We start from the raw sequence: 22,102 nt of genomic DNA, 5'->3' as shown, positions 1-22,102 counted from the left end.
GATATGACAACTCTGTATCTTGCTTCTGGTTCCCCGCGTCGGCAGGAACTGCTGACTCAGCTTGGTCTCGCGTTTGAGCGTCTGGTTCCTGGTATCGAGGAGCAGCGCCAGCCGCAGGAGAGCGCGCAGCACTATGTCGTGCGCCTGGCGCGCGAAAAGGCGCAGGCCGGAGTGGCGCTGGCATCGCGGGATTTGCCGGTTTTGGGAGCGGATACGATTGTTATTTTGAACGGCGAAGTGCTGGAAAAACCGCGCGACGCCGAACACGCTGCAGCGATGCTGCGCCTGCTTTCCGGCCAAACCCATCAGGTCATGACCGCGGTGGCGCTGGCGGATAAGCAGCAGACGCTGGATTGTCTGGTGGTCACGGAAGTGACCTTCCGGCCGCTCAGCGAGCAGGATATCGCCGATTATGTGGCCAGCGGCGAGCCTTTAGATAAAGCAGGTGCATACGGTATTCAAGGGTTGGGTGGCTGTTTCGTCAGGAAGATTAATGGCAGCTATCACGCCGTAGTCGGCTTACCGCTGGTGGAAACGTATGAGTTGCTCAGTAACTTTAACTCACTGCGTAAAGAAAAGGGATAAAGATGACGGCTGAATTATTAGTGAACGTAACGCCATCCGAAACGCGCGTTGCGTATATTGATGGCGGTATTCTGCAGGAAATCCATATTGAGCGTGAAGCGCGACGCGGAATAGTAGGCAATATCTACAAAGGTCGTGTTAGCCGAGTGCTGCCGGGAATGCAGGCGGCTTTTGTAGATATTGGTCTGGATAAGGCGGCGTTCCTCCACGCCTCCGATATCATGCCGCATACCGAGTGCGTTGCCGGTGAGGAGCAAAAGCAGTTTACCGTGCGCGATATTTCGGAGCTGGTGCGCCAGGGCCAGGACCTGATGGTCCAGGTGGTTAAAGATCCGCTCGGCACCAAAGGCGCGCGTCTGACCACCGATATTACCCTGCCTTCCCGCTATCTGGTCTTTATGCCGGGCGCCTCCCACGTGGGGGTCTCTCAGCGCATTGAAAGCGAAGCCGAGCGCGAGCGGCTGAAAAAGGTCGTGGCAGAGTACTGCGACGAGCAGGGCGGATTTATCATTCGCACCGCCGCGGAAGGCGTTCACGAGCAAGAGATGGCCGCCGATGCCGCCTATCTTAAGCGCGTATGGACCAAGGTGATGGAGCGCAAAAAGCGCAACCAGACCCGCTATCAGCTGTACGGCGAGCTGGCCCTGGCTCAGCGCGTGCTGCGTGATTTTGCCGACGCGCATCTCGACCGGATTCGCGTTGACTCGCGGCTGACCTACGAGGCGCTGCTCGAATTTACCGCCGAATATATTCCGGAAATGACCAGCAAGCTGGAACACTACAGCGGCCGTCAGCCGATATTCGATCTCTTTGACGTTGAGAACGAAATTCAGCGCGCGCTGGAGCGTAAAGTCGAGCTCAAGTCCGGGGGGTATCTGATCATCGACCAGACCGAGGCGATGACCACCATCGATATCAACACCGGGGCGTTTGTTGGGCACCGCAATCTTGACGATACTATCTTCAATACCAATATCGAAGCCACCCAGGCGATAGCCCGCCAGCTGCGTTTGCGTAATCTCGGCGGCATTATCATCATTGATTTCATCGACATGAACAATGAAGACCATCGCCGGCGGGTGTTGCACTCCCTGGAGCAGGCCCTCAGTAAAGACCGGGTGAAGACCAGCATCAACGGTTTCTCCCAGTTGGGTCTGGTGGAGATGACCCGTAAACGCACCCGCGAAAGCGTGGAGCATGTGCTGTGCAACGAATGCCCGACCTGCCACGGACGCGGAACGGTAAAGTCCGTGGAAACGGTATGCTATGAGATTATGCGTGAGATCGTTCGCGTGCATCATGCTTATGATTCCGATCGCTTCCTGGTCTATGCTTCCCCTGCGGTGGCGGAAACCCTGAAAGGGGAAGAGTCGCATGCGCTGGCGGAAGTGGAGATCTTTGTCGGCAAGCAGGTGAAGGTACAAATTGAGCCGCTCTATAATCAAGAGCAGTTCGATGTGGTTATGATGTAAGACACTGCGTCATTGTGCGGCTGACAAGGAGAGAGGCGTGAGGCGACTGCCCGGGATTTTATTGCTCACCGTGGCAACACTGATTGTTATCGTCGCGCTGCTGGTGAGTGGCTTGCGTCTCGTGTTGCCACAGCTCGATGCCTGGCGTCCGCAGCTGCTGGAGAAGATCTCCTCTCTCACCGGCACGCCGGTGGATGCCTCGCAGATCGCCGCCAGCTGGCAAACTTTTGGCCCAACATTAGATGTCCGCGATATTCATGTCGGGCTGAAAGATGGCGGGACAATGGCGGTCAAGCGCGTGACCCTGGCGCTGGACGTCTGGCAGAGTCTGTTGCATATGCGCTGGCAGTTCCGTGATCTCACCTTCTGGCAGCTGCAGATCCATACCAATACCCCTATTCAGACCAATGACGGCGGTGAAAGCCTGAAAACCGACCGCGTCAGCGATCTCTTTTTACGTCAGTTCGACCACTTTACTCTGCGCGACAGTCATCTGAGCTTCCTGACTATTTCCGGTCAGCGGGCGGAGCTGGCGGTCCCGCAGCTGACCTGGCTTAACGGCAGGAACCGTCACCGCGCCGAGGGGCAGCTCAGCCTTTCCAGTCTCACCGGCCAGCATGGCGTCATGCAGGTGCGGATGGATCTCCGCGATGAGGATGGCCTGCTGAACAAAGGCCGGGTCTGGCTGCAGGCTGACGATATTGACGTCAAGCCCTGGCTGGGCCGCTGGATGCAGGACAATATCGCCCTGAAAAGCGCCCGCTTCAGCCTCGAAGGCTGGATGACCATTGAAAAAGGCGATGTGGCCAGCGGCGACGTATGGCTGAAAAAAGGGGGCGCCAGCTGGCAGGGGGATAGCGAGGTTCATCACCTGTCAGTGGATAACCTGACGGCGCATCTCTCCCATGACAAGCAGAGCTGGGGCTTCTACATTCCCGATACGCGGATCGCGATCGACGACAAACCCTGGCCAAGCGGCGCGCTGGCGATGGCGTGGATCCCAGCGCAGGATGTCGGTGGCGACGGTCATCAGCGTAGTGATGAATTACGTATTCGCGCCAGCAACTTAGCCCTCAGCGGTCTGAGCGGACTGCAGCCGTTTGCCGATAAGCTGGCGCCTTCATTGGGCGAACTCTGGCGCACCACGCAGCCCAGCGGCAAAATCAACCTGCTGGCTCTCGATATTCCCCTGCAGGCGACGGAGAAAACGCGCTTTCAGGCGCAGTGGAGCGATCTGGCGTGGAAGCAGTGGAAGCTCCTGCCGGGAGCGGAACACTTTTCCGGCAGCCTGAATGGCAGCGTTGAGCATGGGGAACTGCGCGCGCGCATGACGAAGGCGCTGATGCCGTATACCGGTGTTTTCCGGGCCCCGCTGGAGATCGCCGCTGGCGAAGCCACCCTCAGCTGGGTGAAAAATGACAAAGGGTTTATGCTTGATGGCCGCGATATTGACGTGCAGGCGACGGGGGTACGCGCCCGCGGCGGCTTCCGCTATCTGCAACCGCAGGGGGACGATCCCTGGCTGGGCATTCTGGCGGGGATCAGCACCAACGATGGCGGCCAGGCGTGGCGTTACTTCCCGGAAAACCTGATGGGCAAAGCGCTGGTGGACTATCTCAGCGGCGCGATTAAAGCCGGACAGGCCCGCGATGCGACGCTGGTGTATGGCGGCAACCCACATCTGTTCCCGTATCCGCACAACGAAGGCCAGTTCCAGGTTTACGTCCCGCTGAAGAATGCCACTTTCGCTTTTCAACCGGACTGGCCGGCGCTGACCGGGTTGAATATCGACCTTAATTTTATCAACAGCGGCCTGTGGATGCGGGCGGAGAAAGCGATGCTCGGCAACGTGACCGCCAGCAATCTCGATGCCGCGATCCCGGATTATGCGCAGGAAAAACTGCTGATTGATGCCGATATCAAAGGCCCGGGGAAAGAGGTGGGACCTTATTTCAACACCACGCCGCTGAAAGAGACCCTGGGAGCGGCGCTGGATTCCCTGCAGCTGGATGGCGATGTAAGCGCTCGCTTACATCTGAACATTCCCCTCGATGGCGAAATGACCACCGCGAAAGGCGATGTGCATCTGCAGAATAACGATCTGTTTATCAAGCCGTTAGATACCACGCTGCAGAATCTGAGCGGTAATTTCAGCTTTGTGAATGGCGATCTTAATAGTCAAACGTTGAGCGCGACCTGGTTTAATCAGCCGCTGAACCTCAATTTTTCCACCCGCGAAGGCGAAAAAGCATTTCTGGTGGATGTCGGGATGAACGCCAGCTGGCAACCGTCGCGCACCGGGCTGCTGCCGAAAGCGGTTAATGAGGCGCTGAGCGGTAGCGTTCCGTGGGAGGGTAAAGTCGCTATCGAACTGCCGTACCATGGCAATGCCAGCTATAAGGTTGATATCAATGGCGATCTGAAGAATGTGAGCAGTCACTTACCTTCACCGGTCAACAAGCCCGCTGGCGAACCCCTGCCGGTCAAAATTAACGTTGCCGGCGGTCTGAGCAGCTTCGACCTGACCGGTTCCGTTGGCGCGAAGAATCATATCAACAGCCGCTGGTTGCTGAACCGTAAGCTGACGCTGGACAGAGCGATCCTCACGACGGACAGCAAAGGCCCCTCTCCGCTGCCCGACCAGCCCGGCGTTGAGCTCAATCTGCCGCCGATGGATGGCGCGCAGTGGCTGGCGCTGTTCCAGAAGGGCGCGGCGAATGAAGTCAGCAGCAGCGTCCTCTTTCCAACGCGCATTGTGCTGCGTACGCCGTCGCTGGCGCTGGCCGGCCAGCAATGGAACAACGTGAGTCTGATGTCGCAGCCGGTCACTGGCGGTTCACAGGTTGAGGCGCAGGGGCGCGAGATCAACGCCACCCTGACGATGCGCGACAATGCCCCGTGGCTGGCAAATGTGCGTTATCTCTATTTCAACCCGGCCAGCGCCAGCGGCAAGGGCGGAACGGAGAACGTGGCCCCGCAGGCGGAGACGCGGCTGGATTTCCACGGTTGGCCCGATCTGCAGCTGCGCTGCGCGGAATGCTGGCTGTGGGGGCAAAAATATGGCCGTATCGACGGCGATGTGGCGATCAAGGGCGATACCTTAACGCTCTCCAACGGCCTGGTGGATACCGGGTTTGGCCGGCTGACGACCGACGGCATGTGGGTTAACGCCCCTTCCGGGGTGCGCACCTCGCTGAAAGGCAGACTGCATGGCAATAAAACGAATGAATTTGCGGATTTCTTTGGCGTTTCCACACCGGTGAAGGATTCGCCGTTTGATATCGACTACGATCTGCACTGGCGCGCGCCGCCCTGGTCACCCGATGTCGCGTCGCTCAATGGGATCATTAAAAGCCACCTCGGCAAGGGTCAGTTTACCGACCTGAGTACCGGACACGCAGGCCAGCTGCTGCGTTTGCTGAGCGTCGATGCCCTGCTGCGCAAACTGCGCTTCGACTTCAGCGATACCTTTAGCGAAGGATTTTACTTCGACTCGATTAACAGTACGGCCTGGATTAAGGATGGTGTACTGCATACCGATGATACGCTGGTGGATGGTCTGGAGGCGGACATTGCCATGAAAGGGTCGGTCGATCTGGTGCGTCGTCATCTGGACCTGCAGGCGGTGGTGGCGCCGGAGATATCCGCGACCGTCGGCGTGGCGGCGGCCTTCGCCGTCAACCCGATTGTCGGCGCGGCGGTGTTTGCCGCCAGCAAGGTGCTGGGGCCGCTGTGGAACAAAGTCTCGATACTGCGCTATCGCATCACCGGCCCGATTGACCAGCCGCAGATCAATGAAGTGCTGCGCCAGGCGCGCAGCAACAAAAAGCAATGATTTGACGATTGCCGGGAATTGCCGCAATCTCAATAGAAGCCTTCTGTATTTCCGCCTGTCAGGCGGCAACAAACGAGTAGCATAACGATGAGTCTGAACCTGGTAAGTGAACAATTACTGTCGGCAAATGGCCTGAATCATCAGGACCTGTTTGCCATTCTTGGTCAACTGACCGAGCGCCGCCTCGATTACGGCGATCTCTATTTTCAATCGAGCTATCACGAATCCTGGGTTCTGGAAGACAGCATCATTAAAGATGGGTCGTACAATATCGACCAGGGCGTAGGCGTGCGCGCCGTCAGCGGCGAAAAAACGGGCTTTGCCTACGCTGACCAGATCAGCAAGCTGGCGCTGGAGCAGAGCGCCCAGGCGGCGCGGACAATTGTGCGCGAGACGGGCAATGGCAAAGTACAGACCCTCGGCGCCGTAGAGCACAGCGCCCTCTATACCAGCATCGACCCGCTGCAGAGTATGAGCCGGGAAGAGAAGCTGGATATTCTCCGCCGGGTAGACAAAGTCGCCCGCGCGGCGGACCAGCGCGTGCAGGAGGTTTCGGCCAGCCTGAGCGGGGTCTATGAGCTGATTCTGGTGGCCGCCACCGACGGCACTCTGGCCGCCGACGTTCGTCCGCTGGTGCGCCTCTCGGTCAGCGTGCTGGTGGAAGAGGACGGCAAACGCGAGCGCGGCAGCAGCGGCGGCGGCGGGCGTTTTGGCTATGACTATTTCCTCGCCTCTCAGGAGGGCGAAGTACGGGCCGACGCCTGGGCGAAAGAAGCGGTGCGCATGGCGCTGGTTAACCTCTCGGCGGTCGCCGCCCCGGCGGGGATGCTGCCGGTGGTGCTCGGCGCCGGCTGGCCTGGCGTCCTGCTGCACGAAGCGGTCGGTCACGGCCTGGAAGGCGATTTCAACCGTCGCGGCACCTCGGTCTTTAGCGGCCATATGGGGGAATTAGTCGCCTCTGAGCTGTGCACCGTCGTGGACGATGGCACCATCGTCGACCGTCGTGGCTCGGTGGCCATCGATGACGAAGGCACGCCGGGTCAATACAATGTGCTGATCGAAAACGGCATCCTGAAAGGCTACATGCAGGATAAACTCAATGCGCGTCTGATGGGCGTCGCGCCGACCGGCAACGGCCGCCGTGAATCCTATGCCCATCTGCCGATGCCGCGTATGACCAACACCTATATGCTGGCGGGCCAGTCCACGCCGCAGGAGATTATCGAGTCGGTGGACTACGGTATCTTCGCGCCAAACTTCGGCGGCGGGCAGGTGGATATCACCTCCGGTAAGTTTGTCTTCTCCACCTCCGAGGCCTATCTGATCGAAAAAGGCAAGGTCACGAAGGCGGTGAAAGGCGCTACCCTGATCGGCTCCGGGATTGAGACTATGCAGCAGATTTCGATGGTGGGTAACGATCTGCGTCTGGATAACGGCGTCGGCGTCTGTGGCAAAGAGGGCCAGAGCGTGCCGGTGGGCGTTGGCCAGCCGACCCTGAAGGTCGATAACCTCACCGTCGGCGGCACTGCCTGATCCTGAGCGGGTTCCCGGCGTCGCCGGGAACCGCTTCAGCGGGCGATCCCTCTGCCGTGCATCCCCTGATAGATCTTCGCCACGTCGACAAAATACTCCGTCAGATAATTGATACAGACCTGCACTTTCAGCGGCAGTTTATCCTTTTCGGTGTACAGGGCGTAGACCGGACGCGGATCGGACTGGTAGCTCGGCAGCAGGATCTCAAGCTCACCGCGATTGATCTCTTCGATCGCCCACATCAACGGCACATAGGCGATACCCACCCCGGCGGTCAGCCAGCGCACCAGCGTCATGGGGTCATTGGTCACAAAGCGCCCCTGCGGGGTCAGGCGGGTTGAGATCCCTTCCGGCGCGATAATGACAAACTCATTGTCCGGCCGCACGCTATATTCCAGCCAGGCATGCCCGGCAAGATCGGCCGGTTTCTCAGGATTGCCAGCCTGCGTCAGATAGCTTTTCGCGGCGCATAACACCATCGGCATTGAGCCCAGACGGCGGGAAAAAAGACTGGAATCCTGCAGGGCGCCCACGCGGATCACCACGTCAAGACCGTCGGCGATCAGGTCCGGGGCAGGTATGCCGGTGACCAGATTGACGGAGAGCCCGGGGTATTCTTTCAGCATTTTCGCCGTTATGCGCGCCAGAACATTCTGTGCCATAGTTGAAGAGCAGCCGATACGCAGCGTTCCGATGGGGGTGTTGTTAAATGCGTATAATTGCTCATGGACATCCTGTGCTTCAAACAGCATCCTACGGCAGCCCTGATAGTAAATTTTACCCGCTTCCGTTAAGCCAAGGCTGCGGGTGCTGCGGTTGAGCAGCTTCACCTGCAGTTCATCTTCCAGTTTGGCGACGGTCTGACTGATCGAAGAAACGCTCATCTGAAGCTGGCGGGCCGCTGCGGTGAAGGAACCTAATTCGACCACTTTGGCGAAAACGGACATGCGCTTTAATCGTTCCATTATTCACTCTGGCTTAAAAGTGATTTAGATCACACATTGTAGATAATGCGGCAATCGTTACGTTAATATATTGTTAGCTACATAATAAACGCATCTGCTCACTACCTGTACGCTTCTTATTCAAGGTCATCATGAGTCTGTTTCCTGTCATCGTGATTTTCGGCTTATCGTTTCCGCCGATCTTCTTCGAGTTGCTTTTGTCGCTGGCCATCTTCTGGCTGGTGCACCGATTGCTGGTTCCGACCGGCATTTACGATTTTGTCTGGCACCCTGCACTGTTTAATACGGCGCTATATTGCTGCCTTTTTTATTTGATATCGCGCTTGTTCGTTTGAGGTTGATGTGAAAACACTAACAAGAAATATCCTCCGTACCGCTATTACCGTGATACTGGTCATTTTGGCCTTCGTGGCGATTTTCCGCGCCTGGGTTTACTACACCGCCTCGCCGTGGACGCGGGATGCGCGCTTTAGCGCCGACATTGTGGCCATTGCCCCCGACGTCTCCGGGCTGATTTCCCAGGTAAACGTCAAGGATAACCAACTGGTTAAGAAAGACCAGGTATTGTTCGTTATTGACCAACCTCGTTACCAAAAAGCGCTGGCGCAGGCGGAAGCCGATGTCGCCTACTACCAGACCTTAGCCCAGGAAAAACGTGTCGAAGCCGGTCGGCGTAATAAGCTTGGCGTCCAGGCGATGTCGCGGGAAGAGATTGACCAGGCGAACAACGTGCTGCAGACCGTTGAGCATCAGCTGGCGAAAGCGGTGGCCAGCCGCGACCTGGCCAGACTGGACCTGCAGCGCACGGAGATTCGCGCCCCCGCGGATGGCTGGGTGACCAACCTTAACGTCTATACCGGGGAATTTATCACTCGCGGCTCCACGGCGGTGGCGCTGGTGAAAGAGAATACATTTTACGTCATGGCCTATCTGGAAGAGACCAAACTGGAAGGCGTCCGCCCTGGATACCGGGCGGAAATTACCCCGCTTGGCAGCAGCAAAACCATTAAAGGCACGGTGGACAGTATCGCTGCGGGGGTAACCAACGCCAGCAGCAGCAGCGACTCGAAAGGGATGGCTTCGGTGGATTCCAACCTTGAATGGGTGCGTCTGGCGCAGCGTGTGCCGGTTCGTATTCGCCTTGACCACCAGCAGGGGAATCTGTGGCCATCGGGCACGACGGCGACGGTGGTGATCACCGGTAAAGAAGACCGTGATACCAGCCAGGCCAACTTCTTCCAGAAACTGGCTATGCGCCTGCGCGAATTCGGTTAATCGCTATGGGGACATATACTATTGCTCCCCAGCATCTCCGCTTTGCTATTAAGCTTGCATGCGCGGTGGTGTTGGCGCTGTTTGTCGGCTTCCATTTTCAGCTCGAAACGCCGCGCTGGGCGGTGCTGACCGCGGCGATTGTCGCCGCTGGCCCGGCCTTTGCCGCCGGGGGAGAGCCGTACTCCGGCGCGATCCGCTATCGCGGCATGTTGCGTATTGCCGGGACCTTTATTGGCTGTATTGCGGCGCTGGTCATCATCATCCTGATGATCCGCGCCCCTCTGCTGATGATGCTGGTCTGCTGCCTGTGGGCCGGGTTTTGTACCTGGGTTTCGTCGCTGGTCAAGGTCGAAAACTCCTATGCCTGGGGGCTGGCCGGATACACCGCGCTGATTATCATTATTACCATCCACACCGATCCGATGCTGGCGCCGCAGTTTGCCGTTGAGCGCTGTAGCGAAATCGTCATCGGGATTGTCAGCGCCATCGTCGCCGATCTGCTGTTCTCCCCGCGTTCGATTAAAAAAGAGATCGACCTTGAACTGGATAACCTGCTGATTGCACAGTATAAGCTGATGCAGTTATGCGTTGCGCACGGCGAAAAAGATGAAGTGGATCAGGCCTGGGGAGCGCTGGTGCGTCGCACCACGGCGCTGGAAGGAATGCGCAGTAACCTGATTATGGAGTCCTCTCGCTGGGCTAAGGCGAATCAACGCCTGAAGGCGATCAATACCCTCTCGCTAACGCTTATCACCCAGGCTTGCGAAACCTACCTGATTCAGAACTCGCGCCCGGAAATGGTGACGGACGACTACCGCGAGCTGTTCGCTGAGCCGGTTGAGACGGTGCAGGATGTTCACCAGCAGCTGAAGCGTATGCGTCGCTTCCTGACCTGGAAAGGCGAGCATAATACGCCGGTCACCATCTACAGCTGGGTAGGCGCAGCCACCCGTTACCTGCTGCTTAAGCGTGGCGTGGTGGGCAACACCAAAATCAGCCGCATCGAAGACGGTGTATTGCGCGGCGAAACGGTGGTTAAAGTGGAGTCCGCCGAGCGTCACCACGCGATGGTGAACTTCTGGCGTACCTCTGTCTCCTGTATCCTTGGGACGTTGTTCTGGCTGTGGACGGGCTGGACCTCAGGCAGCGGCGCGATGGTGATGATTGCCGTGGTTACCGCGCTGGCGATGCGCTTGCCTAACCCGCGAATGGTGGCGATAGACTTCCTCTACGGTACTCTGGCGGCGTTACCGCTGGGTACCCTGTACTTTCTGGTGATCATGCCGGCGACGCAGCAGAGTATGCTGTTGCTTTGTATCAGCCTGGCGGCGATGGCGTTTTTTATCGGTATCGAAGTGCAGAAAAGGCGCCTCGGATCGCTGGGGGCGCTGGCGAGCACCATCAACATTCTGGTGCTGGATAACCCGATGCAGTTCCAGTTCAGTCAGTTCCTCGATAGCGCGCTGGGGCAGATCGTCGGTTGTTTCCTCGCCCTGATGGTTATTCTCATTGTCAGGGATAACTCCCGGGCAAGAACCGGTCGGGTGCTGCTGAACCAGTTTGTCTCCGCGGCGGTCTCTTCGCTGACCACCAACTCGGCGCGTCGCAAAGAGAATCATCTGCCCGCGCTCTATCAGCAGCTGTTTTTATTGCTCAACAAATTCCCTGGCGATGTCGCCCGTTTCCGTCTGGCGTTGACGTTAATCATTGCCCACCAGCGCCTGCGCGATGCGCCCGTGCCGGTGAATGAGGATCTGTCGGCGTTCCATCGCCAGCTGCGACGTACCGCGGATCATGTGATCTCCGCCGGGAGCGATGATAAGCGTCGGCGCTACTTTACCCGGCTGCTGGCGGAGCTTGATGTTTATCAGGAGAAGCTGCGGGTCTGGGAGGCTTCGCCGCAGGTGACCGAGCCGGTACGGCGACTGGTTGAGATGTTGCACAAGTACCAGCATGTGCTGACCAGCAGTTAACCCATAAACCGACGCCCAGGCGTCGGTTTTTTTATCGCTATACTTAACGGCGACAGGAAGAGAAGCGGGAGGGGCTGCCATGACCACCTATACGTTTGATTTTGACGAAATCGCCGAGCAACAGGATTTCTACCGGGAGTTTTCCCGCACCTTCGAGCTGGCACAGGATAAGGTCAACAACCTTGATTCGCTATGGGACGCGGTGACCGGTGGGCTGCTGCCGCTGCCGCTGGACATTGAGTTCATCCATTTAAATGACAAGCAGCGTCGGCGCTTTGGGGCGTTAATTTTATTATTTGATGAAGCAGAGGAAGAGCTGGAGGGGGAGTTACGTTTTAACGCCCGGCAGGCATAAAAAAGCCCCCGGCAGGCGGGGGCAAGTCGTCGAAATAAGACGACGAGGGTTTATTTGTACAGCTCAGCGGTGGCGTGCCAGCTATCGCCGGTACGTGCTTCAATAATACGGTAGCTGCTGGCGCCTTCTTTCTCGGCTTTAGCGGCCAGTTCCTGACGCATGTCCATTGGCGCACTACCTACCTGGGAAACCGAGATGGTGCCCATGGACTGCAGGTTCTGGGCTTGCTCAGCGTTCACTTGCTGAACGGCCGCGCTAGCGCCGAAAGAGAGAAGAGAAGCCAGGCCAAGGGATGCGATGATCATTGCGCGTTTCATAATCTTTACTCCAGTCTTTGTTTTGCCGCGGCGGGGCGATGAATGAGGCCGGGCCGCGGTAGAGAATTTTTTGTCGGGTTAATCGTTGACGATCTAAAACTTATTTATACAGCTCAGCAGTGGCATGCCAGTGGTCGCCAGTGCGGGCTTCGATAATGCGGTAAGAAGAAGCCCCTTCTTCCTGCGCTTTTTTGTTCAGCATTTCATGCATATCCATCGGGGAAGAGGCTACCGCGCCGACGGAAACTGTACCGATGGCCTCGCGGCCCTGGGCTTGCTCGCTGTTGATAACATCAGCGGCGAAAGCGCCAAACGACATGACGGACAGGATGCTGAGAGCTGCTACAGTGGTTTTGATTTTCATGATGTTCACCTCGTCGAATCTTTTTGTTGAGGGTCTTTGTTTCGTGACCCTCATCACAAAAACAAGTATACACTAATCACCAAAAATATTAATACCATGCTAATTGTTTTGTGCGTTAATAGTTACAATAAATTGCGTTTTTTATAACCGATAAGAATTAAAAATGACGAGTCACAAACGGAGATAAGTTTTATTTCTAATAAAATCATAAAGGTATACGATTTTGATCTTTCGTGCGTTTTAGGCGTTTCCCTTACGTAAAAGAACGTATAGACAGGCTAAATCACACGAAATGTTAAATTTTTGTTGAGTTGAAAGGGGGGGAGGGAGAGAAGAGGGGGAATCACCCTCTGACGGTTGCCAGAGGGGAATGCTCAGAGTTCCTGTTCGAACAGCACCAGGATAGCGTCGTGCAGATCTTTCACTGTGAAACCGCGCGCTGGCGTGGTGAAGATGGTGTCATCCCCGGCGATGCTGCCAAGAATACCTTCCGCCTTGCCCAGCGAGTCGAGAAGACGGGCGATCAGCTGCGCTGCCCCGGGGCTGGTGTGAATCACCACGACGGCATCGTTATAATCGATATCCAGCACCAGATTTTTCAGCGGGCTGGAGGTGGTCGGCACGCCAAGCTCGGCAGGCAGGCAATAGACCATTTCCATTTTGGCGTTACGGGTACGAACCGCGCCAAATTTGGTGAGCATGCGGGAAACCTTCGATTGGTTGATATTCTCGAAGCCTTCTTCCTGCAGCGCCTGGACGATCTCTCCCTGCGAGCTGAATTTCTCTTCTTTAAGCAGCGCTTTAAACGCTTTAACCAGTTCTTCTTGTTTTGCCGAACTTCGCATAAGTCACCCAGATTATGGTGGTAAAATCAACATCATTATGCATAACCGTGAATTTTTATGCAAATAATCCGCGAGGGGATAGGTCAATAATGTTATGAAGGGGGCATATTTTAGCAAAAAAACCGTATAAGGAACATGTTCTCATCACAACGCTTAAAGGCATGTAAAAGTAAATGAAATGTTATTGAGTTGGTGTTGTTTTGCGCAACTGGCTGGGTGTATTGTAACCAATAGTCGATCCGGTACTTCGCTTTGCTGGATGGTCAGTCAGGAAGCATAAAGTGCGCCGCTGTTCTATTGCTACGCACAATAATGCATTCTTCAGCCATAATCATTGTAATTGTTCATCTTGTGAATTAAGGTCCAGGCGACGGAATAACGAAAGACTAAATTAACCATAATAAGGAGTTTAGGATGAAAGTTGCAGTCCTTGGCGCTGCCGGTGGTATCGGCCAGGCGCTTGCCCTACTACTTAAGACCCAACTGCCTTCAGGTTCAGAGCTCTCGTTGTACGACATCGCTCCGGTTACGCCGGGCGTGGCGGTAGATCTAAGTCATATCCCCACAGATGTAAAAATTAAAGGATTTTCCGGTGAAGATGCTACCCCGGCGCTGGAAGGCGCTGATGTGGTGCTGATCTCCGCGGGCGTAGCGCGTAAGCCCGGCATGGATCGTTCCGACCTGTTTAATGTGAATGCGGGTATCGTTAAGAACCTCGTGCAGCAGATTGCCAAAACCTGCCCGCAGGCCTGCATCGGCATTATTACCAACCCGGTGAACACCACCGTGGCCATCGCCGCCGAAGTGCTGAAAAAAGCCGGCGTGTACGATAAAAACAAACTGTTCGGCGTGACTACGCTGGACATCATCCGCTCCAATACCTTTGTGGCGGAGCTGAAAGGTCAATCGGCAACCGAGGTGGAAGTCCCGGTTATTGGCGGTCACTCCGGGGTCACCATTCTGCCTTTACTGTCGCAGATACCGGGCGTCAGCTTTAGCGATCAGGAAGTGGCCGATCTGACTAAACGCATTCAAAACGCCGGTACCGAGGTCGTGGAAGCGAAAGCGGGCGGCGGGTCGGCGACCTTGTCGATGGGTCAGGCGGCTGCGCGCTTTGGCCTTTCTCTGGTTCGCGCCATGCAGGGAGAAAAAGGCGTAGTGGAGTGCGCCTACGTGGAAGGCGACGGCCAGTATGCGCGTTTCTTCTCTCAGCCGCTGCTGCTGGGGAAAAACGGCGTAGAAGAGCGTCAGTCTATCGGCAAACTCAGCGCCTTTGAGCAGCAGGCGCTGGAAGGCATGCTGGACACCCTGAAGAAAGATATCGCGCTCGGCGAAGACTTCGTCAACAAGTAACCTCGCACGCTCAAAAAAGCCGGAACTGTTGTTCCGGCTTTTTATTACCTCACTTTTCGCCCCAATGCGCCAGCGGTCGGGCAAATCTGCTAAAATCCCCCGCGTTTTAAGCCACCAGCCATGAGGACAGCGTGAAAAAGATCGAAAGAAAACAGACCCGGGACCAAATCGCGCAGATGATTCGTTATCAGATTCTCTCCGGCGCCATGAAACCCGGGGAGGAATTGACTCAGGAGAACATCGCAGAACAGCTGGGACTTTCACGTATGCCGGTTAGGGAAGCGCTACAGTCCCTTGAACAGGAAGGATTTCTGGTGCGCTTGCCTAACCGACATATGCAGGTCTCCACGCTGGCCGTCGAGGACGTGAGCCATATTTTTCGCGTTATCGCGGTGATGGCTGCGGAACTATTTGCCCTCGTGCCGGCGAATCAGGGGGAATTACTTCGCGTACGCGCGCAGGAGCTGGCGTGTGCTGGTGATAACGCCGGTGAACTGGCGTTTCATCAGTTGCTGATTTCCTATCTTGATAACCGCTATCTGGCAAAGGCGTATCAGCAATTTTTGGACGGTTATATTTCCTATGTCATTCTGTACCTGAAAGAGGATGGCCAGGAGTCGGCGCAGATCCTGAGCGAACTGGCGAGCGCCATTGGCCAGGGTGAAGGCGAAAAAATTGCTCAGGCAACACAGCGTTATTTCCTTATCCTTGCGGAGATAATGCGTCAACATATGAAGGATTGGGAAAGTGCAGAAGCCTAAATTAGGGAAAATTAAGCTTCTTTCCGCGAAGGAGCAGGTGGCGGCGGTTTTGCGTAAAGCGATCCTTTCGCGGGATTTAGTGGAAGGGCAGGAAATTACCCTTGAAGGGATTGCCAAAATGGTTGGCGTTTCCAGCATGCCGGTACGTGAAGCGTTTCAGATTTTAGCCGCTGATGGCCTGATTCAAGTGCGGCCGAATAAAGGTGCGGTGGTGCTGGGGATTAATGAGCAGACTATCCGCGAGCATTACGAAATTCGCGCCGTACTGGAAAGTGAAGCGGTGGCGAAAGCTTCTCGCCCAGGGACCGATATTACACGCATCGCTCAGGTTCACTATGCCGCAGAGAAGGCGCTGGCAGACAATAATTCTGCTGAATATTCCGACCTGAATCAGGCCTTCCACATGGAGATCTGGAACGCGGCGGGAAATGAAAAAATGAAGATGCTGCTCTGCAACATGTGGAACGGACTCTCGATGGGGCACAAGGTGACCGAAGAAGAGTACGCCATCATTTCCATTCGTGAACATAAAGCGATCTTACAAGCGCTTGAGCAGCATAACGAAGCGCTGGCCCGCCAGCGAATGCATGAGCATATCATCCGCTCGATGGAGAATATGCTCACGCGTTACCTGCCCGATCCGGCACCCTGACCGGTTCGATCGCCAGCGAATGGCTGGCGTTTGTTGTATTTATCAACATTATTAATTCCTCCTCGTGACGATCTGCGCAGGATCTTGATGCAGATCTCATTGCGCGATCATTCCACAAAAACGCATTGACTTACTTTTTGCATGGGAATAATTTCTCTCTCGTCAATATTGGATACAATATCATATATCATTGATAGGAAAAATTATAAGTATGGAACCGATTACCATCACCCTATGTTTGCTGGTGTTCGCTATCGTCATGTTTATCTGGGAGAAGGTGCCGCTGGCAGTGACTTCCATGGTGGTTTGCGTGGCGTTAGTGGTCACTGGCGTATTGGATCTAAAACAGGCCTTTGCCGGTTTTATCGACAGCAACGTCATTCTCTTTGTCGCCATGTTTATCGTTGGCGGGGCGTTATTTGAGACCGGGATGGCCAATAAAGTCGGTGGGGTGATCACTCACTTCGCCAAAACTGAGAAGCAGCTGATCTTCACCATTATGGTGGTGGTTGGCGTGATGTCAGGTTTTCTCTCGAATACCGGTACGGCAGCCGTATTGATCCCGGTCGTGATTGGCGTGGCCGCCAAATCGGGATTTACCCGCTCGCGTCTGCTGATGCCGCTGGTGTTTGCTGCCGCGCTGGGCGGCAACCTGTCGCTGATTGGCGCTCCGGGCAACCTGATCGCACAATCGGCCCTGCAGAAGATCGGTAGCGGTTTCGGCTTCTTTGAGTATGCGAAAGTGGGCCTACCAATGCTGGTCTGCGGCATCCTCTATTTCCTGACCATCGGCTATAAGTTCCTGCCCAATAACCCGAACAGCGGTGAAGTGGGCAGCGTCGGCGAACAGCGTGATTACAGTCATGTTCCGCGCTGGAAGCAGATCCTGTCCCTGGTCGTACTGATCGCCACGATCCTCGGCATGATTTTCGAAAAACAGACCGGCATTAGACTGGCGGTGGCGGGCTGTATTGGTGCCCTGTTACTGGTTGTTACCGGGGTTCTGACGGAAAAGCAAGCTTACAAAGCCATTGATTCACAGACTATTTTTATCTTCGGCGGCACCCTGGCGCTGGCAAAGGCGCTGGAAATGACCGGGGCGGGCAAGCTGGTGGCTGACCAGGTTATCGGTCTGCTGGGCAACAACTCCTCGCCGTTCATGCTGCTGGTGGTGGTTTTTATCCTCTCCGTGGTGATGACCAACTTTATGTCCAATACCGCCACCGTCGCGCTATTGGTGCCAGTGAGCCTGTCTATTGCCGCCGGTATGGGGGCCGATCCGCGTGCGGTGCTGATGGCGACGGTGATTGGTAGCTCCTGCGCCTATGCGACGCCGATCGGTATGCCCGCCAATATGATGGTGCTGTCGGCCGGGGGCTATAAGTTCGTCGATTACGCCAAGTCCGGCATCCCTCTGATTATCGTCTCCACCATTGTCAGCCTGATCCTGCTGCCAATCCTTTTCCCTTTTCATCCGTAACTTACGGACGCTGTTCTGACTAAGGAGCCTTTATGAGCAAAAGTGAACAGATATCCCGCATGACCGACATTATGGCCAGATTTGTGGGATATACCGGCAAAGTATTGCCTGATGACGTCACGGCAAAACTAAAAGAGTTGCATAAGAAAGAGACCAGCCAGCTGGCGGATGTCATCTTCACCACCATGATTGAAAACCAGCGACTGGCGAAAGAGCTGGATCGTCCCTCCTGCCAGGATACCGGCGTGATCCAGTTTCTGGTGGAGTGCGGCGCCAACTTCCCGCTGATCGGCGAACTGGAAGCGCTGTTGCGCGAATCGGTGATCAAAGCCACCGTCGACTCCCCGCTGCGTCATAACAGCGTCGAGACCTTTGATGAATACAACACCGGCAAAAACGTTGGCAAAGGGACGCCCACCGTTTTCTGGGAGATTGTCCCGGATTCCGATCAGTGCAGCATCTACACCTATATGGCTGGCGGCGGCTGCTCGCTGCCGGGTAAAGCGATGGTGTTGATGCCTGGCGCTGGCTATGAAGGGGTGACCCGCTTTGTGCTGGATGTGATGACCAGCTATGGCCTGAACGCCTGTCCGCCGCTGCTGGTTGGCGTTGGCGTTGCGACTTCCGTTGAAACGGCGGCGCTGTTGTCGAAGAAAGCGCTGATGCGCCCGATTGGCTCGCACAATGACAACGAACGCGCGGCATCGCTGGAAAAAATGCTCGAAGACGGCATCAACAAAATTGGCCTGGGGCCGCAGGGGATGTCCGGCAATACCTCCGTAATGGGCGTCAATATCGAAAATACTGCCCGTCATCCTTCCACTATTGGCGTGGCGGTTAACGTTGGCTGCTGGTCGCACCGCAAAGGACATATCGTTTTCGATAAAGACCTGAACTACACCATTACGTCTCACACAGGAGTGGCATTCTGATGGCTAAAAAAATACTCACTACGCCCATTAAAGATGAAGATTTAGCTGATATTAAAGCGGGCGATATCATTTATCTCAACGGCCATATTGTGACCTGTCGAGATGTGGCTCATCGTCGCTTAATTGAGGGCGGGCGTGAATTACCGGTCAATGTTGCCGGTGGCGCGATATTGCATGCCGGGCCGATTGTGCGACCGATTAAAGGTTCGGAAGATAAATTTGAAATGGTCTCCGTTGGGCCGACCACCAGTATGCGCATGGAGAAATTTGAAAAAGAGTTTATTGCCAGAACCGGCGTGAAATTAATCGTTGGTAAAGGCGGTATGGGGAAGGGAACCGAAGAGGGTTGCGCCGAGCATAAAGCCTTGCACTGCGTGTTCCCGGCCGGCTGCGCGGTCGTCGCCGCGGTCTGCGTGGAAGAAATAGAAGATGCGCAGTGGCGTGATTTAGGGATGCCGGAAACCTTATGGGTATGTCGGGTGAAAGAGTTCGGGCCGTTAATTGTCTCAATCGATACCCACGGCAATAACCTGTTTGAGCAGAATAAAGTGATCTTTAATCAGCGCAAAGACATTGTCGCCGATGAAATCTGCAAACATGTGAGCTTCATTAAATAACCCCGATTGAATATATAGCGCAGTAATGGCAGCGGCAGCTGACCGCTAAACAGAGGCTTCTGACCAGGCGGTCCGGGGAAATCCACTCTGCTAACGCGGTCTGCTGTTAGCCATTATTGCGCCCCTCCCAAAGGCTATTTTATGACTGATAATGCCGTCCTGTTAGGCGAAGGCTTCACCCTGATGTTTCTCGGCATGGGCTTTGTGCTGGTGTTCCTGCTGCTGCTCATTTTCGCCATCCGGGGAATGTCCCTCGCCGTCAACCGCCTGTTTCCCGAGCCGCCTGCCGCCCCCAAACCGGCGCCGGCCGCCGTTGCGCCCGCCGACGACTTCGCCCGCTTAACGCCGGCGATTGTCGCCGCCATTCACCACCACCGCCGTCTTCACCCTTAATTCACGGAGGAATTCATGACCGTTGCCATTACCGATGTCGTCCTGCGCGACGCCCACCAGTCCCTGTTCGCCACCCGTCTGCGTCTCGACGATATGCTCCCCGTCGCCGCTCAGCTTGACGACGTCGGCTACCGCTCGCTGGAGTGCTGGGGCGGGGCCACCTTTGACGCCTGCATCCGCTTCCTCGGCGAGGACCCGTGGGTCCGCCTGCGCGAGCTGAAAAAGGCGATGCCGAAAACCCCGCTGCAGATGCTGCTCCGCGGCCAGAACCTGCTCGGCTACCGTCACTACGCCGACGACGTGGTCGAACGCTTCGTGGAGCGCGCCGTCAAAAACGGCATGGACGTCTTCCGCGTCTTCGACGCCATGAACGACCCGCGCAACATGCAGGCCGCCCTGCAGGCGGTCCGCAGCCACGGCGCCCACGCCCAGGGCACCCTGAGCTACACCACCAGCCCGGCCCACACCCTGCAGACCTGGCTCGACCTCACCGAACAGCTGCTGGAGACCGGCGTCGACTCCATCGCGATTAAAGACATGTCCGGCATTCTCACCCCCGGCGCCGCCTTTGAGCTGGTCAGCGAAATCAAAAAACGCTTTGCCGTCACCCTGCACCTGCACTGCCACGCCACCACCGGCATGGCGGAGATGGCCCTGCTGAAGGCCATTGAAGCCGGCGTCGATGGCGTCGATACCGCCATCTCCTCGATGAGCGCCACCTACGGCCACCCGGCCACCGAAGCGCTGGTGGCCACCCTCGCGGGTACTGAGCACGACACCGGGCTGGATATCCACAAGCTGGAGAGCATCGCGGCGTACTTCCGCGAGGTGCGTAAGAAGTACCATGCCTTCGAGGGCCAGCTGAAGGGCACCGACAGCCGTATCCTCGTCGCCCAGGTGCCGGGCGGGATGCTCACCAACCTCGAAAGCCAGCTGAAGCAGCAGAGCGCCGCCCACCGTCTGGATGAAGTGCTGGCGGAAATCCCCCGCGTGCGCGAGGACCTCGGCTTCATCCCGCTGGTCACCCCGACCTCGCAGATTGTCGGCACCCAGGCGGTGCTCAACGTGCTGACCGGCGAGCGCTACAAAACCATCGCGAAGGAGACCGCCGGTATTCTGAAAGGTGAATACGGCCGCACCCCGGCGCCGGTGAACGCCGCCCTGCAGGCGCGGGTGCTGGACGGCGCTGAGGCCATCACCTGCCGCCCGGCGGACCTGCTGAAGCCGGAGCTGGCGCAGCTGGAAGCCGATGTGAAGCGCCAGGCGCAGGAGAAGAATATTCAGCTGGCGGAGAACGCCATCGACGACGTACTCACCGTGGCCCTGTTCCCGCAGCCCGGCCTGAAGTTCCTCGAAAACCGCCATAACCCGGCGGCCTTTGAACCGGTGCCGCAGGTGGAAGCCGCGCAGCCTGCTCCTGCCCCGGCGAAAGCTGCCGCCTCCGGTATCTACACCGTGGAAGTGGAAGGCAAAGCCTTTGTGGTGAAGGTCAGCGACGGCGGCGACGTCAGCCAGCTGACGGCGGCCACCCCGTCTTCCGCACCGGTTCCTGCCGCCGCCCCGGCCGGCGCCGGCACCCCGGTCACCGCGCCGCTGGCGGGCACTATCTGGAAAGTGATTGCCGGCGAGGGCCAGACGGTGGCCGAAGGCGAGGTGCTGCTGATTCTGGAAGCCATGAAGATGGAGACCGAAATCCGCGCCGCCCGGGCCGGGACCGTCCGCGGTATCGCGGTGAAAGCCGGCGATGCGGTGGCGGTCGGCGACACCCTGCTGCAGCTGGCGTAACGACGAGGAGCGGAAATGGAAAGTCTGAACGCCCTGATTCAGGGGATGGGGCTGATGCACCTGGGGTTCGGCCAGGCGGTGATGCTGCTGGTCAGCCTGCTGCTGCTCTGGCTGGCGATTGCGAAGAAGTTCGAGCCGCTGCTGCTGCTGCCGATTGGCTTCGGCGGCCTGCTGTCGAACATCCCGGAGGCCGGGCTGGCGCTGAGCGCTCTGGAGAGCCTGCTGGCCCACCACGACCCGGCGCAGCTGGCGGTGATTGCCGCGAAGCTCCACTGCGCGCCGGACGTCCACGCCATTAAGGAGGCGCTGGCCCTGGCCCTGCCGTCGGTGCAGGGGCAGATGGAGAGCCTGGCGGTGGACATGGGCTACTCCGCCGGGGTGCTGGCCATCTTCTATAAGGTGGCGATTGGCTCGGGCATCGCGCCGCTGGTGATTTTTATGGGCGTCGGGGCGATGACCGACTTCGGCCCGCTGCTGGCCAACCCGCGCACCCTGCTGCTGGGGGCGGCGGCGCAGTTCGGTATCTTCGCCACCGTCCTCGGGGCGCTGACACTCAACTACTTCGGCCTGATTTCGTTCACCCTGCCGCAGGCGGCGGCCATCGGCATCA

The 22,102-nt window shown here is 57.0% G+C and carries 21 protein-coding genes; 17 read left to right on the top strand and 4 right to left on the bottom strand.

Annotated elements, in window-relative coordinates:
- Nucleotides 1–3 precede the first annotated feature (3 nt).
- The 4 genes from ABLV54_RS07685 to tldD all read left to right on the top strand — a co-directional run bounded on the left by ABLV54_RS07685 (nt 4) and on the right by tldD (nt 7,425).
- Nucleotides 4–585, top strand: coding sequence for a nucleoside triphosphate pyrophosphatase (locus tag ABLV54_RS07685; protein WP_023291155.1), 582 nt, complete (start codon nt 4–6; stop codon nt 583–585).
- A gap of 2 nt (nt 586–587) precedes the next feature.
- A complete protein-coding gene (rng, locus tag ABLV54_RS07680; RefSeq protein ID WP_004206239.1) occupies nt 588–2,057 on the top strand; it encodes a ribonuclease G in 1,470 nt (489 codons plus the stop codon).
- Between the two features lie 37 nt (nt 2,058–2,094).
- On the top strand, nt 2,095–5,892 hold the full coding sequence (gene yhdP / locus ABLV54_RS07675) for an AsmA2 domain-containing protein YhdP (RefSeq protein WP_101881676.1): 3,798 nt from the start codon (nt 2,095–2,097) through the stop codon (nt 5,890–5,892).
- Between the two features lie 87 nt (nt 5,893–5,979).
- Complete coding sequence (gene tldD / locus ABLV54_RS07670; protein WP_004206236.1) at nt 5,980–7,425, top strand: metalloprotease TldD; 1,446 nt, start codon at nt 5,980–5,982, stop codon at nt 7,423–7,425.
- Between the two features lie 35 nt (nt 7,426–7,460).
- Here the strand turns inward: tldD and aaeR are convergent, their stop codons facing one another.
- Nucleotides 7,461–8,390, bottom strand: coding sequence for an HTH-type transcriptional activator AaeR (aaeR, locus tag ABLV54_RS07665; RefSeq protein ID WP_049012968.1), 930 nt, complete (start codon nt 8,388–8,390; stop codon nt 7,461–7,463).
- A 131-nt stretch (nt 8,391–8,521) separates the two neighbouring features.
- On the opposite strand from aaeR, the gene aaeX reads away from it, so the two are divergent.
- From aaeX to ABLV54_RS07645, 4 genes are all read left to right on the top strand, one after another.
- Complete coding sequence (gene aaeX / locus ABLV54_RS07660; protein ID WP_002918640.1) at nt 8,522–8,725, top strand: p-hydroxybenzoic acid efflux pump operon protein AaeX; 204 nt, start codon at nt 8,522–8,524, stop codon at nt 8,723–8,725.
- A 7-nt stretch (nt 8,726–8,732) separates the two neighbouring features.
- Nucleotides 8,733–9,665 (top strand): p-hydroxybenzoic acid efflux pump subunit AaeA, encoded by a 933-nt coding sequence (aaeA, locus tag ABLV54_RS07655; protein WP_023291152.1) that lies wholly within the window; start codon nt 8,733–8,735, stop codon nt 9,663–9,665.
- 5 nt (nt 9,666–9,670) lie between these two features.
- Nucleotides 9,671–11,638: a p-hydroxybenzoic acid efflux pump subunit AaeB gene (aaeB, locus tag ABLV54_RS07650; RefSeq protein ID WP_023291151.1), complete on the top strand. Its 1,968-nt coding sequence runs from the start codon at nt 9,671–9,673 to the stop codon at nt 11,636–11,638.
- Nucleotides 11,639–11,717: 79 nt separating this feature from the next.
- Complete coding sequence (locus ABLV54_RS07645) at nt 11,718–11,993, top strand: barstar family protein (protein ID WP_002918629.1); 276 nt, start codon at nt 11,718–11,720, stop codon at nt 11,991–11,993.
- Nucleotides 11,994–12,043: 50 nt separating this feature from the next.
- Here ABLV54_RS07645 and yhcN-B read toward each other — a convergent pair whose 3' ends face one another.
- From yhcN-B to argR, 3 genes are all read right to left on the bottom strand, one after another.
- Entirely contained in the window at nt 12,044–12,310 is a 267-nt protein-coding gene (gene yhcN-B / locus ABLV54_RS07640) for a DUF1471 family stress response protein YhcN-B (RefSeq protein ID WP_002918627.1), read from the bottom strand.
- Nucleotides 12,311–12,410: 100 nt separating this feature from the next.
- A complete protein-coding gene (gene yhcN / locus ABLV54_RS07635) occupies nt 12,411–12,674 on the bottom strand; it encodes a peroxide/acid stress response protein YhcN (RefSeq protein WP_017899932.1) in 264 nt (87 codons plus the stop codon).
- Nucleotides 12,675–13,048: 374 nt separating this feature from the next.
- Nucleotides 13,049–13,519, bottom strand: coding sequence for a transcriptional regulator ArgR (gene argR / locus ABLV54_RS07630; protein WP_002918625.1), 471 nt, complete (start codon nt 13,517–13,519; stop codon nt 13,049–13,051).
- Nucleotides 13,520–13,933: 414 nt separating this feature from the next.
- Here argR and mdh point away from each other — a divergent pair, with 414 nt between their 5' ends.
- The 9 genes from mdh to ABLV54_RS07585 form a co-directional block, all read left to right on the top strand.
- Nucleotides 13,934–14,872, top strand: a complete 939-nt coding sequence (gene mdh / locus ABLV54_RS07625) for a malate dehydrogenase (RefSeq protein WP_023291150.1) — start codon at nt 13,934–13,936, stop codon at nt 14,870–14,872.
- A gap of 131 nt (nt 14,873–15,003) precedes the next feature.
- The gene (locus ABLV54_RS07620) at nt 15,004–15,633 is read left to right on the top strand and encodes a GntR family transcriptional regulator (protein WP_044524918.1); all 630 of its coding nucleotides are present in this window, start codon (nt 15,004–15,006) and stop codon (nt 15,631–15,633) included.
- Nucleotides 15,620–16,285, top strand: coding sequence for a GntR family transcriptional regulator (locus ABLV54_RS07615; RefSeq protein WP_023291148.1), 666 nt, complete (start codon nt 15,620–15,622; stop codon nt 16,283–16,285). Before ABLV54_RS07620 ends, ABLV54_RS07615 begins: the two co-directional genes overlap by 14 nt.
- 211 nt (nt 16,286–16,496) lie before the next feature.
- On the top strand, nt 16,497–17,765 hold the full coding sequence (locus tag ABLV54_RS07610; protein ID WP_044524916.1) for an SLC13 family permease: 1,269 nt from the start codon (nt 16,497–16,499) through the stop codon (nt 17,763–17,765).
- Nucleotides 17,766–17,797: 32 nt separating this feature from the next.
- Entirely contained in the window at nt 17,798–18,697 is a 900-nt protein-coding gene (gene ttdA / locus ABLV54_RS07605) for a L(+)-tartrate dehydratase subunit alpha (RefSeq protein ID WP_012540456.1), read from the top strand.
- Entirely contained in the window at nt 18,697–19,314 is a 618-nt protein-coding gene (gene ttdB, locus ABLV54_RS07600; protein ID WP_008806673.1) for a L(+)-tartrate dehydratase subunit beta, read from the top strand. Before ttdA ends, ttdB begins: the two co-directional genes overlap by 1 nt.
- 141 nt (nt 19,315–19,455) lie before the next feature.
- The gene (locus tag ABLV54_RS07595) at nt 19,456–19,707 is read left to right on the top strand and encodes an oxaloacetate decarboxylase subunit gamma (protein ID WP_044524913.1); all 252 of its coding nucleotides are present in this window, start codon (nt 19,456–19,458) and stop codon (nt 19,705–19,707) included.
- A 15-nt stretch (nt 19,708–19,722) separates the two neighbouring features.
- On the top strand, nt 19,723–21,492 hold the full coding sequence (gene oadA, locus ABLV54_RS07590) for a sodium-extruding oxaloacetate decarboxylase subunit alpha (RefSeq protein WP_117265044.1): 1,770 nt from the start codon (nt 19,723–19,725) through the stop codon (nt 21,490–21,492).
- A 15-nt stretch (nt 21,493–21,507) separates the two neighbouring features.
- Nucleotides 21,508–22,102, top strand: a 595-nt coding sequence (locus ABLV54_RS07585) for a sodium ion-translocating decarboxylase subunit beta (protein ID WP_348813892.1), incomplete at its 3' end; no start/stop codon positions are given.

The sequence above is a fragment of the Klebsiella sp. JB_Kp042 genome (genome assembly GCF_040065275.1).
Lineage (GTDB): Bacteria > Pseudomonadota > Gammaproteobacteria > Enterobacterales > Enterobacteriaceae > Klebsiella > Klebsiella quasipneumoniae.
Note: the sequence above shows the minus strand (reverse complement) of the source record. Positions and strands in the feature narration are given on the sequence as shown.